Source organism: Marinirhabdus gelatinilytica, from assembly GCF_003353425.1.
Taxonomy (GTDB): Bacteria; Bacteroidota; Bacteroidia; order Flavobacteriales; family Flavobacteriaceae; genus Marinirhabdus; species Marinirhabdus gelatinilytica.
This window is the reverse complement of record NZ_QRAO01000002.1, coordinates 126,051-141,807: the sequence shown is the minus strand read 5'-3', so window position 1 is coordinate 141,807 and position 15,757 is coordinate 126,051. Positions and strand designations below refer to the sequence as shown.

The 15,757-nt window shown below is 42.7% G+C and carries 15 protein-coding genes; 4 read left to right on the top strand and 11 right to left on the bottom strand.

Annotated elements, in window-relative coordinates:
* Positions 1-107 precede the first annotated feature (107 nt).
* Together C8D94_RS06700 and C8D94_RS06695 are read left to right on the top strand one after the other, a co-directional pair.
* Positions 108-566: an SRPBCC family protein gene (locus C8D94_RS06700; RefSeq protein WP_115123166.1), complete on the top strand. Its 459-nt coding sequence runs from the start codon at positions 108-110 to the stop codon at positions 564-566.
* Positions 566-820, top strand: a complete 255-nt coding sequence (locus C8D94_RS06695) for a hypothetical protein (protein WP_115123165.1) — start codon at positions 566-568, stop codon at positions 818-820. Before C8D94_RS06700 ends, C8D94_RS06695 begins: the two co-directional genes overlap by 1 nt.
* On the opposite strand, the gene guaB is transcribed toward C8D94_RS06695, so the two are convergent.
* Both guaB and C8D94_RS06685 read right to left on the bottom strand, forming a co-directional pair.
* The gene (gene guaB / locus C8D94_RS06690) at positions 804-2,276 is read right to left on the bottom strand and encodes an IMP dehydrogenase (RefSeq protein WP_115123164.1); all 1,473 of its coding nucleotides are present in this window, start codon (positions 2,274-2,276) and stop codon (positions 804-806) included. The two genes, C8D94_RS06695 and guaB, sit on opposite strands and share 17 nt — an antisense overlap.
* Positions 2,277-2,414: 138 nt before the next feature.
* The gene (locus C8D94_RS06685; protein ID WP_170134731.1) at positions 2,415-2,852 is read right to left on the bottom strand and encodes a 2-dehydro-3-deoxyphosphooctonate aldolase; all 438 of its coding nucleotides are present in this window, start codon (positions 2,850-2,852) and stop codon (positions 2,415-2,417) included.
* 215 nt (positions 2,853-3,067) lie between these two features.
* On the opposite strand from C8D94_RS06685, the gene C8D94_RS06680 reads away from it, so the two are divergent.
* Positions 3,068-3,316, top strand: a complete 249-nt coding sequence (locus C8D94_RS06680; RefSeq protein WP_115123590.1) for a hypothetical protein — start codon at positions 3,068-3,070, stop codon at positions 3,314-3,316.
* Here the strand turns inward: C8D94_RS06680 and C8D94_RS06675 are convergent.
* The 9 genes from C8D94_RS06675 to C8D94_RS06635 all read right to left on the bottom strand — a co-directional run bounded on the left by C8D94_RS06675 (position 3,313) and on the right by C8D94_RS06635 (position 14,420).
* The gene (locus C8D94_RS06675; protein WP_115123162.1) at positions 3,313-5,742 is read right to left on the bottom strand and encodes a TonB-dependent receptor; all 2,430 of its coding nucleotides are present in this window, start codon (positions 5,740-5,742) and stop codon (positions 3,313-3,315) included. The two genes, C8D94_RS06680 and C8D94_RS06675, sit on opposite strands and share 4 nt — an antisense overlap.
* 57 nt (positions 5,743-5,799) lie before the next feature.
* The gene (locus C8D94_RS06670) at positions 5,800-7,164 is read right to left on the bottom strand and encodes an HTTM domain-containing protein (RefSeq protein WP_115123161.1); all 1,365 of its coding nucleotides are present in this window, start codon (positions 7,162-7,164) and stop codon (positions 5,800-5,802) included.
* The gene (locus C8D94_RS06665) at positions 7,164-8,279 is read right to left on the bottom strand and encodes an imelysin family protein (RefSeq protein ID WP_115123160.1); all 1,116 of its coding nucleotides are present in this window, start codon (positions 8,277-8,279) and stop codon (positions 7,164-7,166) included. The genes C8D94_RS06670 and C8D94_RS06665 overlap by 1 nt, the downstream gene beginning before the upstream one ends.
* A gap of 83 nt (positions 8,280-8,362) precedes the next feature.
* Entirely contained in the window at positions 8,363-9,586 is a 1,224-nt protein-coding gene (locus C8D94_RS06660) for a DUF4856 domain-containing protein (RefSeq protein ID WP_115123159.1), read from the bottom strand.
* 113 nt (positions 9,587-9,699) lie between these two features.
* The gene (locus C8D94_RS06655) at positions 9,700-10,179 is read right to left on the bottom strand and encodes a heme-binding domain-containing protein (protein ID WP_115123158.1); all 480 of its coding nucleotides are present in this window, start codon (positions 10,177-10,179) and stop codon (positions 9,700-9,702) included.
* 60 nt (positions 10,180-10,239) lie between these two features.
* Complete coding sequence (locus tag C8D94_RS06650; protein WP_115123589.1) at positions 10,240-11,844, bottom strand: bifunctional metallophosphatase/5'-nucleotidase; 1,605 nt, start codon at positions 11,842-11,844, stop codon at positions 10,240-10,242.
* A 5-nt stretch (positions 11,845-11,849) separates the two neighbouring features.
* Positions 11,850-12,713, bottom strand: a complete 864-nt coding sequence (locus C8D94_RS06645; RefSeq protein ID WP_115123157.1) for a hydroxymethylglutaryl-CoA lyase — start codon at positions 12,711-12,713, stop codon at positions 11,850-11,852.
* Between the two features lie 54 nt (positions 12,714-12,767).
* Positions 12,768-13,382 (bottom strand): LysE family translocator, encoded by a 615-nt coding sequence (locus tag C8D94_RS06640; protein ID WP_115123156.1) that lies wholly within the window; start codon positions 13,380-13,382, stop codon positions 12,768-12,770.
* A gap of 3 nt (positions 13,383-13,385) precedes the next feature.
* On the bottom strand, positions 13,386-14,420 hold the full coding sequence (locus tag C8D94_RS06635; protein WP_115123155.1) for a quinone-dependent dihydroorotate dehydrogenase: 1,035 nt from the start codon (positions 14,418-14,420) through the stop codon (positions 13,386-13,388).
* 87 nt (positions 14,421-14,507) lie between these two features.
* On the opposite strand from C8D94_RS06635, the gene pepT reads away from it, so the two are divergent.
* A complete protein-coding gene (gene pepT / locus C8D94_RS06630; protein WP_115123154.1) occupies positions 14,508-15,743 on the top strand; it encodes a peptidase T in 1,236 nt (411 codons plus the stop codon).
* The last annotated feature ends 14 nt before the right edge of the window (positions 15,744-15,757 follow it).

The following is a 15,757-nucleotide window of genomic DNA, read 5'->3' as shown; positions in this document are numbered from 1 at the left end:
TAGCGCTTTGTTGTGCTATTTCGTGAAACGTTTTTAAGTTGTAAATAGTACGTCGAAAATTTATAGATCTTAAAAATTTGTATCTTGTATGCAGTAATACATATACCATGAAATACACAACAGAGATAACAATAAACAGGCCAAGAACCGAAGTAGTCGAAAAAATGGACAATCCCGAAAACATGAAGCATTGGCAGCGCGGGCTCATAAGCTACGAACAACTTAGAGGTGCCCCAGGCAAAGAAGGTGCCCAGATGCAATTACATTACAAAATGGGCAAAAGGGATATGGCGCTAACCGAAACGATTATTAAAAACGATTTCCCGACAGCGTTTCACGCCACTTATAGCGCCAAAGGTGTGCACAACATACAGAACAATTATTTTCACGAGGTAGACAGCAACACTACCAAGTGGATAAGCGAAAGCGAATTTCAGTTTAAAGGTTTTGGCATGAAACTGATGGGCTTCTTGATGCCCGGTGCCTTTAAGAAACAATCGAAAAAATATATGGAGGATTTTAAGAGTTTTGTTGAAAACGGGACTTCTGTAGCCGAAGAGAACTAATGGAGCGCATAAAACTCATCTGGGATTTTAGAGGTCCCAATGCCGAACCCATTGCAACACATCACGCCAAACATTTACAGGAGTTTGCTGAAACTGAAGGTCTACAAGATACCATTTGCGATACTGAAAAGGTGAACGACCTGCATTATATCGCCTATCTAGTGGTTGCAAAAAATATGATGGATGAACTCCGTATTCGCCTGAAACCGAATAGAGGTCAATTGTACCGCGGGACTTCTAACGAGAATAATTAGGCGCCTCCTTGGTAATAGTCACATCATGCGGGTGGCTCTCGTGGATTCCTGAGGAAGTAATTTTTACGAACTTACCTGTTTTCTTTAAGGTCTCAACGTCCTTAGCGCCACAGTATCCCATCCCGGCACGAAGTCCGCCAATAAACTGTGTCATGCTCTCTACGAGTTCGCCTTTATAGGGCACGCGCCCCACAATGCCTTCTGGCACCAATTTTTTAATATCATCCTCCACGTCTTGGAAGTAACGATCTTTAGAGCCTTTTTTCATAGCTTCTACCGATCCCATTCCGCGGTAGCTCTTAAACTTTCTCCCTTCGTAGATAATTGTTTCGCCTGGAGATTCCTTTGTTCCTGCCAATAAAGAACCCAGCATTACACAATCTGCCCCAGCTGCAATGGCCTTTGGGATATCTCCTGTATACCGGATACCTCCATCGGCAATCACTGGCACACCGGTACCTTTAATGGCTTCAGCAACCTCAAGCACTGCTGAAAACTGAGGAAACCCAACCCCTGCGACCACGCGTGTCGTACAAATAGACCCAGGGCCAATCCCCACTTTAACGGCATCTGCCCCAGCATCCACTAGATATTGGGCAGCTTCGGGAGTTGCGATGTTCCCTACCACTACATCAAGTTCCGGAAAATTCTTTTTTACCTCTTTCAATACTTGTACAACGCCCTTTGTATGCCCGTGTGCCGTATCAATGATCACGGCGTCCACTTGTGCGTTTACCAAGGCTTCGGCACGTTGTACGGCATCTGCGGTAACCCCTAATGCCGCTGCTACGCGTAACCTTCCGTAGTTATCTTTATTTGCGATTGGTTTTTGGGTAAGTTTGGTAATGTCACGAAATGTGATGAGCCCCAACAAGGTTCCGTCCTCTTCAACGACTGGCAGTTTTTCGATCTTGTTTTCTTGGAGGATTATTTCAGCATCTTTTAAAGATGTTCCCTGGCTTACGGTAACCAAATTTTCAGAAGTCATGATATCCTCCAACTTGCGCTCGTAGTCTTTCTCAAATCGCAGGTCGCGATTGGTTACTATACCTATAAGCTTTCCTGCATCGTCAACAATTGGTATTCCGCCAATGCTGTATTCGCGCATAGTATTTTGGGCATCGCCAACCGTATTGTTCTTTTTAAGCGTAACAGGGTCTTGTATCATCCCGCTCTCGGCCCGTTTCACCTTACGAACCTCTGCCGCCTGCTGCTTAATGGTCATGTTTTTGTGCAGCACCCCTATTCCACCTTCACGGGCTATAGCTATGGCCATGGCGCTTTCGGTAACCGTATCCATTGCAGCGGATACTATGGGGACGTTCAAGGTTATGTTACGGGAAAATTTTGTTTGTATAGAAACTTCTCTGGGCAATACTTCGGAAAAGGCGGGTACCAGCAGTACATCGTCATACGTTAAACCTTCGCCTAGAATTTTGTTGTTGTGTGCAGTCATCGCAATTAAATTTTCTTCCTGAAGTATGGAAAGTGGTTACCTATTAATTGCGTGCAAATATACTTAAATAAATTAGGAAATGGTCATTCTGTCAATAGAATAAAGAAACTTTGCCCGTAATTTCACAATACCTCAACGCTATATCTCACGCTTTGTGAAACCCTCTGGTATCATTAAGGTCTCAAAATCATAAAAACTGATGTAAAGCATAATAGGCTTTTTTAAGCCTTTGTAAGTGACAGAGTAAACATCTACAAGCGCAGTACCACTCAGTCCATTTTCACTAGCATAGGGACAGCAACTCCCCACTCGGTAAAATGACAGTACCTGACCTTCTGGACCAGCTAACGAGGCAATATAGCGCCTCTGGTTTATAGCGCTTTTTTCACCCACTTTAATAGGTTTATCCTCTACCAAACCATATTCTTTGTCTGTGGAATATTCAGACACATCAATAAATGGTTCATAATCCAGTGAAGTTGCCATGGGGTTTGACGAACTGCTCAAAATAGTAGGTTTCTTAGCGCCACATGCTAAACACAATAGCACTATAAGTAACAATAATATTTTCTTCATGAATTAAAATTTCAGTCAATTTACTAAAATTTAAATCTATATCAATTTTTCAAAATCGAAGATTTAGTTTTTTTCCAAAACCATTACAATCAAAAATTGAACTTAATCCCTTCTATCTTAAATCAATCTAAATACAAATTCCTTTAAAACAGCTATTTATATTTGTTCTTAATGCTAAGTACCATAAATTTAAATTGAATTTGAAAAAAATTGTTATGGCTATTAGACTCGCACACAACTGTATAAACTGTGATAATTTAATGGAGGGGGACGTTTGCTCCGTTCATAAGGTAATGGTGAACAACCACTATACCTGTGACAGTTTTGAAATGAAAACTCAACTCAAGGACGACCGTAATTGCGTGACCTGCGCCCGCTACGAAGAGAGTGATTGTGCCAACCCGGACAAAGCTGCTCCAGGAATGCTATGCGCTGCTTGGGCACCACAGCAGGCAAATGCCTAAATTTTAAACTGCAACCCAGCATACCACGTTCTGGGTTGGCTGGGAATAATCCCCGGCCCTGGGTAGCCCGTTGCCCTTCGTACAAAATAACGATTGTCCAGTAAGTTATTTATCCCTGTTTCCAGACGGAACATTTTGTAAGTATAACGTATCGATAGGTCCAAAATGTCGTACGCAGGAATCTCCCCTACAATACCGCTCTGGCTTGTAAAATCGCGTTCACTGTTCGTGGCATCGGTAAATTGCTTGCTTAGGTAGGTGTACTGCAAGCTTCCCAAAAAATTTTTATAACCAAACCCAATCCCAGTTTTTAAGTTGACATTGGGGATGAACTCTACCTTATTGCCCACTACATTGTTTTCTTGGGAGGAAGTGTATTCACTATCGGTCAACGCTACATTTGAGAACACATTGAGCCTGAAATTTTCGTTAGCTGAAAATGTTTTCCAGATATTCCAATCTATAAAACTTTCCACACCATACGTCACGGCATCACCAATATTTCCACGGAAGCGCTCCTGCTGTATATCGCTCACAGCTCGCAAGATCACCCCTAGCCTATCTTCATAGCTCAAAAAGAATGTGCCCACATCGTACCGTACTACGTTTTTAAAAGTGCCACGCACTCCCAGATCTGCAGTGAACCCTTTTTCATCTGTGATATTTGGGTCCACGGTGAGCGACGGATTGGTAATCCTGATATCGTTAAAGGTAACCGAGCGGTAATTCTGGCTAAAATTTCCGTAGGCCTCTAAATTTTTGCTCACTTTATAGCTCAATCCTACTCCCACGAGGACAAACGAGCGATCAAACGTTCGGTTGTCGGGGATGGTCTCGTTTAAGATAGGGTTCCCAGCATTGTCAAAATTTATCTGTTTGTAGGTTCCTTCACTTTCGGTTTTTATGTATTCAAAACGGAGCCCGGGTGTCACTGAAAATTTTTCGGAGAACTGAAAGATATTTTCAGCAAATAATGCAACGTTCACATTTGGGAACGTAAAATCACTCTGTCTTGCATAGTTGGGAAATTCGGCATCTGCAAAACTGAAGTTGGCATCACTACCATTGGTTCCTGGCCCTTGGCGTTCTTGGTTGTTGCTCTGGTAATATTTAGCGCCCAATAGAATTGTGTTCTCGTTTTCGAGCAGATTATAACGGGTAATGATACGACCCTCAGCACCCCAGTTTCTGAACTGTCCCACGATCAACTCTCGTGGGGCGTCAAGATTGTCCACCTGTGACACACGATTTTCACGAAATCCTACTGTTTTTCGGGAGGCGTCCAAGGCAAAGAGGTTTAGGCTCATCTCAGTTTTCTTTGAAAATTGATGCTCCAACAATAGCGAATACAACTTCCAGTTTACCTTAAACCAGTTGCGGGTACGGTTGCTGAAGGTTGGGTCTTCTTCAAATTGGCTATCGGTAAGACCTCCGGGCTGTTGTGCCAGATAATCCAAAAAACTGAACTCGCCGGTTAGCTTTGTCTTTTCTGAAATTTCGTAAGCCACCTTTGCAAAGGCGTTGTAGCTGTCAAATTGTGAGTTGGGCCTGAAATCGTTTCCAGTTTTGTAATTAAAGTAGGTATAATACCCCACCTTACCTACGGTGCCACTCAAGCTATTGAAACTGGTAAACAGATTGTAACTGCCCAAAAACTGGCGTGAAATCCATTCAATTTCTTTATTGGGGTTGGGTTTCTTCAGCTTAAAATTTATGAGGCCCCCAAACTGGGTTCCGTACTGTAATGAGGCTGCACCACGCACAACCTCTATTTGGTCTATGGCTTCGGCAGGAGGGGTATAATAGCTTTCGGGATAGCCCAAGACATCGGCAGAAATATCGTAACCGTTTTGGCGTGTGTTGAAATTGGAGGTACGGTTGGGATTCAACCCCCTTCCACCTATGTTCAATTGCAACCCTGCATCATTGTTTTCGTAGATATTAAGCCCAACTACTTGGGCATAGATCTGGCGGGCATTACCCGTGGCAATATTAGCCGTGAGATTATCCATTACAACTACCTCGTTCTTTTTTCCTGCATAGATTGCCGTACCCTCTACATCACGGAGTTGCTTTAATGCAAAAATGCGTTCTTTACGTTTGGTGATGAGTACTTCGGTAAGTGTTTCGCCCAAAAGTGGTAATCTAAAATTAAGCTGTGTCGTTCCGGAAAGCTGTACCGTTTTTTCTCCAATCTCATATTCAAAACTAAAGACCACTATGGTATGGCTTCCCTGTGGAAGATCTTCAAAAACATAATTTCCCTCGGCATCTGTCGTGGTGCTTCTTGAAAGGTTGGTTATATATACCTCAGCATTGGCAATGGGGGCTCCGGTAGCTTCAGCATTAATAGTTCCGCGAAGGGTTATTTGTGCTGAAACCGTAGCGGCAATGAGGATAAGTAGGATACTTAGTTTCAATTTCATTTATATATTCTTTTTCCCAGTCCCTTCAAGGTTTTAAAAACCTGAAAGGTCTTTTAATCAAAGTCCTTTTATAGTATCGTTGAACGGAAGTATCCAATCCTTTGGTGCAAAAGTATCTTCTACTTCCAATAAATTTACTTCGGGGTTAATGTATGGCCTACTCAATCTTCCATTGAGTGCGACGTAACTCTCTACATATACTTCCAAATTCTCGTGTCCCTGACTGCTGAAATGTTCTCCCAAAAAGTGTGCATATTCTACGATAAAATCTGGTTGGAAACTCATTTGTTTTTCCTGAAAAGGATTCAGAAAGTCGCTGTTATTGACCAAAAATTGTTTTCCAGTCTCTCCGTCCCTTATTTTAAATTGGGCGTAGCCAGCTTTTTCCATTAACATGACACGCCACGAAAAACGGTAGCCTTCCTCGGTCCAGAAGAGTTCGCCCGGGTACAGTATATAGCGCCACGGAAACAAGAGCTGAAACACCAAAAATCCAGCAATTATATAAAACTGAAAGCTTCTGGATGAAGTAACTTTTACTGTATTGATTTCCGCATCCCAAATATCTTTTGAAATCCTGAACATCCTTGAAACGAAAGATAGCACCTTGTGGTGAAACCCGGCATTAAAGAAGATGAGCGCACTCACTATCATAATGAATGGGAACATCCCTATGGGAAACAATACGCGGGTCAATACGTGGAAAACAACCACTAAAGCAAAACCAAACCAGCGTGTTCTTTTGTTCCATAGCAAGAATGGGATAGCAAGATCGTAAACAGCACCGCCCCAACTAAAAGCATAGTGCACCCACTCTTGCTGTAACAAATCTCCAAGAAACGGGATATCGTATTTTGAAGGTAACCAGATTTTTAGTGGCATTGCCTTTAGGAGCCAGTCGCTGTTCAATTTTGCGAGACCGGCGTAAAGGTAAACCATGCTCAACAAGATCTTAATGGTATCGATGGTCCATTGTGGTACATAAAAACTGGCTTTTTCAGGATTATGTTTTGCATCCACGGAAAAATATCTTTCAGCAGGCAGAAAAATCATGAGGAAGGCCAAACAGCTTATAAAGTAGTAATGGTTTAGATAGGTGGTCTTGTCCATCAACTCGATGTACGTAAAACTCAAGAAGAAGGCAACAATGGCTATACGGTACTTATACCCCACTGAAACCGCTATGGCTGAAAGACCACAAACAGCAAACAAAACATACGTAAAAGCTCCCATTGGTTTTACCCATTCGAAACCGTAATAAGAAAAATGGAATTCAGGCTCGATGTATAATGTTGAAATCCACCCATTGGCCCAAAAGCGAACGATACTGAAAAACATCATTACACCAAAAAAAATACGAAAGACCGCCAGTGGGGCGGCCTCCGTACTCTTTTCCATATATTTTTCAAGTAGTGGTTTCATTAGTCACCATCGCTATCCACGTAATCTACATCTATGCTCAAAGCTTGTAGCATGTCCACTTTCAGCAAGATTACATTACGTTGCAGCTCGTCGTATGCTTCAAGCATTTTTGAATTGTCCGTTTCGATTTGGTTCACAAAATTGTCGTCCAGTTCGTTCAGCTCGGTTTTTGCTTTGGTAAACTGGCTGTTTATCAAACTACCTAAATCTTCACCGTTCTTAATGGTATTTAAAAAATCAAGGTAGGCTTCATAGCTTGGTCCTACTTGGTTTCCATTAAAGGATTGTCCCTTAAAGAAGCGCTCGGTGGCTTGCAGAGATTCCATTGCCAATGCTTTTGAAAAATCTTCAGCATACATAGCTTCCACCGTTTGGGGTTGTGGGTCGTTAGAGAAAACACCTGCAGGAATCCCTATTTTTCCCGCACGAAGGGCTTTTTCATAATAAAAGATATAATCGTTGGTCAACTTATCTACCGAAGCAGAGGCAGACGATCCGTCGTTGTTCACAAAATCGTCACGAAAACTGCTGGACCAATCAGCCAGTACATTTTCAGAGAGTGTATGTATAGCGTTGGCAAGATCTGCCAAGAAATTTCGGTTGGCTTCGGCATTTGTATCGGTAGTGTAAAACGCCAATGTTTCGCTATCGTCACCAAGTCCATTGAGCAAGTAATCCATTGCTGGGAACCCCTGGGCATCGTTGGTTGAAGGTAGGCTGAAATCGTAGGTGCCATTTGCGATGAGTTGTGAGATTTCAGAAATATTTGTTGGATAGGTATTCATCCTATCGCGAAATCGAACCATTTCGGCCGGGCCAATCTCGAACATTGAGACATTTTGAAAAGAAAGGTACGCTGTTTCCCACTTTTGGCGCAGATCGTTCAAGCTTGTACTCGTAGGCTCATCCACAAAAATAGTTGTACTTGTTCTTAAATTAACCGTTGCGGGTACAAAATCTTGGTAAGAAGGAATAATAATGTTGTCTGCCCAATGTACGAGCATTAAGGAGCGGTCAAACGAGTCATTGGTGCCTGGAGAACCCGTATCGTCACTTTCGGAACACGCGTAAGCTACTGCTATAAAGGCAAAAAGTATCAAAATTTTTCTTGTCATCGGATCTTTTTTAGGGGGTGCAAAAATACAAAATAGCAACCTATTTCTTTACATAGAAATAGGTTGCTTTGGCTACTTCAAATTCAATCTGTTGTTGCGGCTTGTGCTACCGTAAAGTCAAACTTGGCAGCTATGGCCGTTGATACTGCATCCAGAGTGGCGGGTGTTACATCCCAAAGCCCGTTGGGACCTTCCGTCATTATATCTTCTATAAACCCATCTACTTCGCTTCTGCTGAAATAAGACATATCATCTTGATTGTTTCTGGTAAATCGAAGGCTGTACACAAAACCGTATCCTTCAGAAAGATCGTGGAATGCTGCCCCAAAATCTTGGTTCTCTATAGCTGTCTTTCCGCTTTGTAGGTAATGTACAGCGCGAATAGCGATCACTTCTGAAATCTTTTCACGGATAATTTCAGCCTGTGCATCACGCACCTCGTAGTTCTTTGCAACAATTGCCGCACGTCCCAGCTTAAAGGCATCGTAAACATCTTGGGCTATTCCTGCAAAATCGCTATCTCCCTCTACCCTTCCAAGATATTTATTGAGAAAAGCATCATCCTCACCTAGCGTTTGAAGTGGATTTGCTGCATTGGTACTGGCACCAAAAAGGTATCCATACGCCTCGTCCCATTTATGCTCCATGGTGGTGTATGGTTTATCTTCGGCCGTTACATCATTGTTATTATTTTCACGGTTATCGGCTTCGTCCAGCACGGCCGTTCCCAAATAGTTGTTCAGCATTTGGTCTGCCATTAGGGCACCAATCAACCCCTTGGCGAAGGTTTGGTTCATTTCCAACCCATTTCCTGTAACGTACCTAGCAGAAGAGCCATCTGCAATCTGTCCTGCAACGCCAGGAGTCGCAGCTACATTTTGATTTGGGAACACTTCGTTGATCTGTGTAGCGATGTACCCGTCGAAAGTTGCTTTAATTTGTGAAGACTCGGTAGCATTTGCTCCAAAAAAGTCTTTAGAAGCAGCTGTTTTGCTACGTACACTCTTATCAGAAGCATTTAAATCTGGATCACTGAAATCTTCAGCACCCTCAACGTGGGCAAACATATTCTGAAGGGATTCTTGGGTAGCATTATCGAAATCGTTGAAAGCCGAAACAAGTTCTCCAGCCATTAGGATTCTTGTGGTCTGTCCACTGAAGGAAACGGTAGATTGTCCGTCACGCTCAAAAGTATAGGTTGCTGGGGCTTCTACGTTTTCAGAAATAGGGGTTCCCGCATCGTCGTCTGAGGAACAGGAGGTAAAGATTGCTGCTATAATTAGGGTAGAGAAAAAAATTCTTTTCATTTTAAATTTATTTAGACTGAATATAGATAATTGATTATTTCAGCGCAAAAATAAAAAGCCTGTGTAAAACACACAAGCTTATTTAGAATAAATTTAAATAAAAATAAGGACTGTTATGGGTTCAGGGAAACTTCAAGTTTTTCTTTATACTTAAGTCTCGTAAGCCCAGCCCATTGCAGGAGGAGCTTGGTTTCATCCTCAGAGAGATCGCCGTGTAACCACGTGTAGGAATCCAGTGGCATTTCACCTTCTTCTACAAATTCTATAAGTTCTTCGAGTTTATGGTCTTTCTTTTTTGTGGAGTAACTATCCCATTCCGAAACATTAAAATGTCCCTTTCCGTGCTCGATATGTTCGTCCAGCCAGAAGGAAATAGGGGCAATCTCTGCATACCAAGGGTATTGCGTTTGGTTGCTATGGCAATCGTAACAATTGGTTTTTAAGATATCGGCTACTTCGGCACTGGGGTTGGTTTCTTTCTCAAAGGCCATAACGCTTTCATAGCCTCCGTTGTTCTTTTCGGGACGTATAAACTGGATGACTACAAATGCTGTGAGGGCCAGCAATAAGAAATATTTTAGAAATTTGTTCATGTTGTTAGGGTTTTAAAGTGCAAAGCTAAATATTATTTAGAACAATTCTAATTAAAAGGTCTAGAATTTATTGCTTTCCTTTAGAGACACTATCACTGCCTTACGAATGTCCCCGGCCAATTGGGTCTCTGAGGGTTCATACACTTCGACCACGCCTTCATTTTCAGGAGTCAAGAAAGGGATATCAAAACCTTTCAGCAGAAAATCGCTTGTGGCAACGGTGTATATTTTTTTATCCTCGATGGGCTTGCCATTTACCAACCAAGGGGTGCTCGTGGGGCCCCTATCAACCAGATAGCGATGCAAGTAGGCTCCCGTACCTGCTTGTGTTTCACCATAGTCCAACACTTTTGTAAGCAAACTACCTTTCAGCTTAACTTTTAACACACTCCCCCCAAAGGGTAATACCCTGAACATATCGAGACTGGTGATATTACCCTGTAACATGTCGTCCAGCCTAAAGGAGCCTCCATTTACAAAAACCAAATCCACTTCATCCTCATAAGCATAGGCCATTCCTCTGGTAATGATATGCCCCAAGTTGGTTTGTTTGCTGCGGTTAGCGGCATCGGTACCATCCAAGGGCGGGGTTGCATCATAAATCACCTCATTGGGGTTAGCGATTACTTCCTTTATTTTTTCATCCAGTATGGCGTTCCATTTGTCAACTACCGCTTGTACCTTCGGGGCTGATGCTACAGCATCGGTTATAGGAAACAATTCTGGTGATATGGTTAGTTTTTTGGTTTTTAGATCGTACACAAAGGTATGGACAAACACAGTTTTGGCATTGGCATCGGCCTTGGCAATGGTTGTGTTTTCTACGGGTACCAACATATTATTATGTTCGTGGCCACCCATGAGTAATGGCACCTCCTCCAGTGTTTTTGCCACTTCAATATCTTGGGATAGACTTAGGTGTGTGAGCCCAAGGATTACATCACTTTTCTTAACCTTAAGGGTCGTAAATGCCGTTTGCGCCTCCAAGAGATAGTCACTGTAATACACATAGTCTTTCGGGTTGGAATCTATGGAAACGCTAAAGATGCCCACCTCCAACGCTGTGGTATCTGCTTTCTTTATCTGAAATGTAAACGTGTCCGGAATTCGCAGGGAATCCCCATTCTTGATAACATGGAAACTTGTTGGTCCTGCTTCGGTTTGTTGAAACACATTGGCCGATGTCCAATCGAATTTAGATTCGTTCAACCTTTTTTGAAAGTCTGTTTCATCAATATCGAATTCGTGGTTTCCAAACGTTGCAAGATCCACTCCCATAGCGTTCATCACATCGATCATATGTTTTCCCTGAAGCCTCTCACCATCTACCTTTACGGTTCCCAGCAGTGACGGGTTCAAGAAATCGCCCGCCATTACAAGAAATGTATTTGGGGTTTTAATCTTTATGGAATCTACCACGTGCGCCACCCGTGCGAGACCGCCGTATTTCCCACCTCCAAGGGGGGCTATCTCGTATACATCGTTCATCTGCACAATCTTAAAGGTGATCTTGGTGTCTTTTGCCTTTGTAGTTGAGGAAGGGGGTTTGCAGCTGAAAGTAAGAAGAGAGAGAATTGAGAAAAGAATGTAGAGAGAAAAGATGTTAGATAAAACACCCCTCTTGCCCCTCTCCAGGGTACCGTTAGACTTCGATTTCAGTTTCATATTCATCAGTGGTATTTGGTGAAGATTTTAGTAGCTTCATTATGGGCACTTTCAAAACTCATGGGATTGATGTTTGTATCTACTTTTTCAGCAGTAAAAAAACTGAGCATTTTTTCGGTGGGCATATTTCCCGTGAGATCATCCTTTGCCATGGGACATCCGCCAAAGCCCTGTATAGCCCCATCGAACCTGCGACAGCCTGCGTCGTAAGCAGATTTCACCTTTTCGTGCCAAGCAGTGGGTGTGGTATGCAGGTGTGCGCCAAATTCAATATTGGGATAGGCAGGTATCAGGTTTGAAAAAAGGTACTCAATGATTTCTGGTGTTGAAGTACCCACCGTATCACTTAACGATAAAATGGTAACACCCATCTCGGCCAGCTTCTCGGCCCATTCTCCTACTATCTCGACATTCCAAGGATCGCCATAGGGATTGCCAAAACCCATAGAAAGATAGGTAACGACCTCTTTATCCTGAATGGCGGCGAGCTCTAAAATCTCTTTCAAAACCTCGATAGATTGTGCAATGGTCTTGTGGGTATTGCGCATCTGGAAATTTTCCGATATTGAAAACGGGTAGCCCAAATATTGAATTTCTGGATGCATCAAGGCAGCTTTGGCACCCCGAACATTGGCAACGATAGCGAGTAACTTGCTTTCGGTTTTTGATAAATCCAACTGTGAAAGCACCTCGGCGGTGTCCTTCATTTGTGGAATGGCCTTGGGAGAGACAAAACTCCCAAAATCTATGGTATCAAAACCACAGCGTAACAGCGATTGTATGTACTGCACCTTTTTTTGGGTGGGAATCCAATCTTTTATGCCCTGCATGGCATCGCGGGGACATTCTATTATCTTTACATATTGCATCACTTCCAAAGATACTATTTGAAGCACGATTTATAAAGACCGAGTTGTGAATTTTCAAATAAAAATAAAAATAGCTATTCCTATAAAAACCAGTATCTGCAACCATTTCAGAAAAAACCCTACCCCTTTTTGGCTTCGCAGATAGGTTGATATGGTTCCAGCCAAAAGCGCGATACTACTGAACACTACGAAAGAAACCACCATGAAAACACTTCCAAGGATAAAAAACTGAAGCACGGTATCTCCCGAAGGATTCCATAGAAAAGCTGGAAAAAAAGCAATATAAAAGAGCATCACTTTTGGGTTTACCAAGTTCATGAACACCCCAATCTTGAAATACTGCCAAGCAGGTTTTTTTGGGGTATCGCTTTCGGTAATCGAAATACCAGCATCGGCTCGATATGCCTTATACGCTAAATACAGTAAATACCCAGCTCCCACACATTTGATGATAAAAAATAAATTGGGCGAGGCCGTGATCAATGCCGAAATTCCGAATGCCAACAGGACCGTGTGCACTATGCACCCACTAATCAACCCAGCAGTGGTAGCAATACCGCTTTTACTGCCGTGCGCCAACGATTGTGTGAGCACATAAATATTGTCCGGCCCTGGCGAAATGGCCAATACAAAAGTTGCGAGGCAAAAAGACAAAAGCATTTCTACCATACACTAAGACCTTGAAAGCAACGTATTATTAATACGCTTGATAAGTGAGGGTCCCTCGTAAATAAATCCTGTGTAAAGCTGCACGAGGCTGGCTCCAGCATCTAGTTTTTCCAACGCATCTTTTGCAGAGTGGATACCCCCCACTCCTATAATGGGAAATGCCCCATTATTTTTTTCCGACAGGAAACGTATTACTTCGGTGGACCGTTGTGTCAAGGGTTTTCCACTCAGTCCGCCTGTTTCGGTTTTGTTTTCAGATTGTAACCCCTCTCGTGAAATGGTAGTGTTGGTGGCGATTACCCCGTCAATTTTTGTGTCTGAAACGATATCGATAATATCCAATAATTGCTCGTTGGTCAAATCTGGGGCAATCTTCAATAAGATGGGTTTTCGCCGTGGTTTTTCACTGTTTTTATCCTGAAGTGTTTGCAAGAGTTTTGTCAGGGGTTCTTTGTCCTGCAAGGCTCGCAGATTTGGAGTATTTGGGGAACTTACGTTTACCACAAAATAATCTACATAGTCGAAGAGCGCTTCAAAGCAAATACTATAATCGCTAACAGCCTCCTCATTGGGGGTTACCTTGTTCTTACCAATGTTCCCACCTATCAACACGTGTCCTTTTTCACCTGGTTTCGGGTTTTTCTTTAAGCGCTCTACAGCTTCGGCAACACCGCCATTGTTAAAGCCCATCCGATTGATTATGGCTTGGTCTTCTTTCAACCTAAATAGACGTTTCTTGGGGTTCCCTTCCTGAGGCTTTGGGGTGACAGTGCCAATTTCAACAAACCCAAACCCAAAATTAGCCAACTCTTTGTACAGCTTAGCATCCTTATCGAAACCGGCTGCCAGACCCACAGGGTTGGGAAAGGTTAGTCCGAACAGATTGCGTTCCAGTCGAGCATCGGTTTTTTTGTATATACTCCTGAAAATCCCCCCAAAACCCAGCCCGTGAAGTCCCTTTACCATATTGAAGGTGAAATGATGTACCTCTTCAGGATCTTTTTTGAATAACAGGGGACGTAGTATAGATTTGTACATAATGGCAAGTTATGATGCAAAAATAGTATTAAAACCGCTAAACATGTTTGGGTTATTCCGTTAATTTGTACTGAAATTTCAGATAAGATGATAGCAAAACAACACCTCATTAACCGATTTATAAGTTACGTAACCGTAGATACCGAAAGCAACCCTGAAAGTGACACCACGCCCAGTACCGCAAAGCAGTGGGATCTTGCCAATGCGCTCGTGGAGGAACTCAAGGAAATAGGCATGCAAGATGTAACGATAGACGAAAACGCGTACATCATGGCCACGCTTCCATCAAATATTGAAAAACAAGTACCCACTATTGGTTTTGTATCGCATTTTGATACGACACCAGATTTTACCGGCGCCAACGTAAAACCACAAATAATCGAAAATTACAATGGTGGGGATATTGTGTTGAACAAAGCCGAAAACATTGTGCTCTCCCCAAAAGATTTTGACGACCTACTATTGTACAAAGGCCAAACCCTTATCACTACAGACGGCACCACCCTTTTGGGAGCCGATGACAAAGCGGGCATTGCTGAAATTATTTCGGCTATGGAATACCTCATCCAGCATCCTGAAATAAAACACGGAAAAATACGGGTAGGTTTTACGCCCGATGAAGAAATAGGTCGTGGCGCCCACAAATTTGATGTAGAAAAATTTGGTGCAGACTGGGCATATACCATGGATGGAAGCCAAATTGGCGAGTTGGAATACGAAAATTTTAACGCTGCAGGTGCTGTTGTTACCGTAAAGGGAAAAATAGTGCATCCGGGCTATGCTAAAGGGAAGATGGTAAACAGCATGTACATTGCTACAGACTATATAAATTCACTACCAAGACTGGAAACACCGGAGCACACAGAGGACAGACAAGGATTTTTCCATCTGTACAGCATCGAGGGAGAGGTGGACAGCACCAAGCTACAGTATATTATCCGTGACCATGACAAGGAGCATTTTGAAGCCAGAAAGGAAATGATGCTAAAATTGGCAGACGAGTTAAATTCGCAGTTCGAAAAAGAAGTGGTCACCATTGAAATCAAGGACCAATACTTCAATATGCGGGAAAAGATTGAACCCGTGATGCACATTGTTGACATTGCCGAAGAGGCCATGCAGCAAGCAGGCATTAAACCTATTATAAAACCTATTCGTGGGGGTACAGATGGCTCACAATTGAGCTTTATGGGCCTTCCCTGCCCCAACATCTTTGCAGGAGGACATAACTTTCACGGGCGCTATGAGTATGTTCCTGTGGAGAGTATGCTAAAGGCCATTGAAGTGATCGTGAACATTGCAAAACTAGTTCCCGAGAAGTAGAAGTAATGGTTTAA

Bases quoted from the DNA above. Each gene is read 5' to 3' on its own strand.
- C8D94_RS06700 (WP_115123166.1), top strand. From the start codon at position 108: ATGAAATACACAACAGAGATAACAATAAACAGGCCAAGAACCGAAGTA.
- C8D94_RS06695 (WP_115123165.1), top strand. From the start codon at position 566: ATGGAGCGCATAAAACTCATCTGGGATTTTAGAGGTCCCAATGCCGAA.
- guaB (WP_115123164.1), bottom strand. From the start codon at position 2,276: ATGACTGCACACAACAACAAAATTCTAGGCGAAGGTTTAACGTATGAC.
- C8D94_RS06685 (WP_170134731.1), bottom strand. From the start codon at position 2,852: ATGAAGAAAATATTATTGTTACTTATAGTGCTATTGTGTTTAGCATGT.
- C8D94_RS06680 (WP_115123590.1), top strand. From the start codon at position 3,068: ATGGCTATTAGACTCGCACACAACTGTATAAACTGTGATAATTTAATG.
- C8D94_RS06675 (WP_115123162.1), bottom strand. From the start codon at position 5,742: ATGAAATTGAAACTAAGTATCCTACTTATCCTCATTGCCGCTACGGTT.
- C8D94_RS06670 (WP_115123161.1), bottom strand. From the start codon at position 7,164: ATGAAACCACTACTTGAAAAATATATGGAAAAGAGTACGGAGGCCGCC.
- C8D94_RS06665 (WP_115123160.1), bottom strand. From the start codon at position 8,279: ATGACAAGAAAAATTTTGATACTTTTTGCCTTTATAGCAGTAGCTTAC.
- C8D94_RS06660 (WP_115123159.1), bottom strand. From the start codon at position 9,586: ATGAAAAGAATTTTTTTCTCTACCCTAATTATAGCAGCAATCTTTACC.
- C8D94_RS06655 (WP_115123158.1), bottom strand. From the start codon at position 10,179: ATGAACAAATTTCTAAAATATTTCTTATTGCTGGCCCTCACAGCATTT.
- C8D94_RS06650 (WP_115123589.1), bottom strand. From the start codon at position 11,844: ATGAAACTGAAATCGAAGTCTAACGGTACCCTGGAGAGGGGCAAGAGG.
- C8D94_RS06645 (WP_115123157.1), bottom strand. From the start codon at position 12,713: ATGCAATATGTAAAGATAATAGAATGTCCCCGCGATGCCATGCAGGGC.
- C8D94_RS06640 (WP_115123156.1), bottom strand. From the start codon at position 13,382: ATGGTAGAAATGCTTTTGTCTTTTTGCCTCGCAACTTTTGTATTGGCC.
- C8D94_RS06635 (WP_115123155.1), bottom strand. From the start codon at position 14,420: ATGTACAAATCTATACTACGTCCCCTGTTATTCAAAAAAGATCCTGAA.
- pepT (WP_115123154.1), top strand. From the start codon at position 14,508: ATGATAGCAAAACAACACCTCATTAACCGATTTATAAGTTACGTAACC.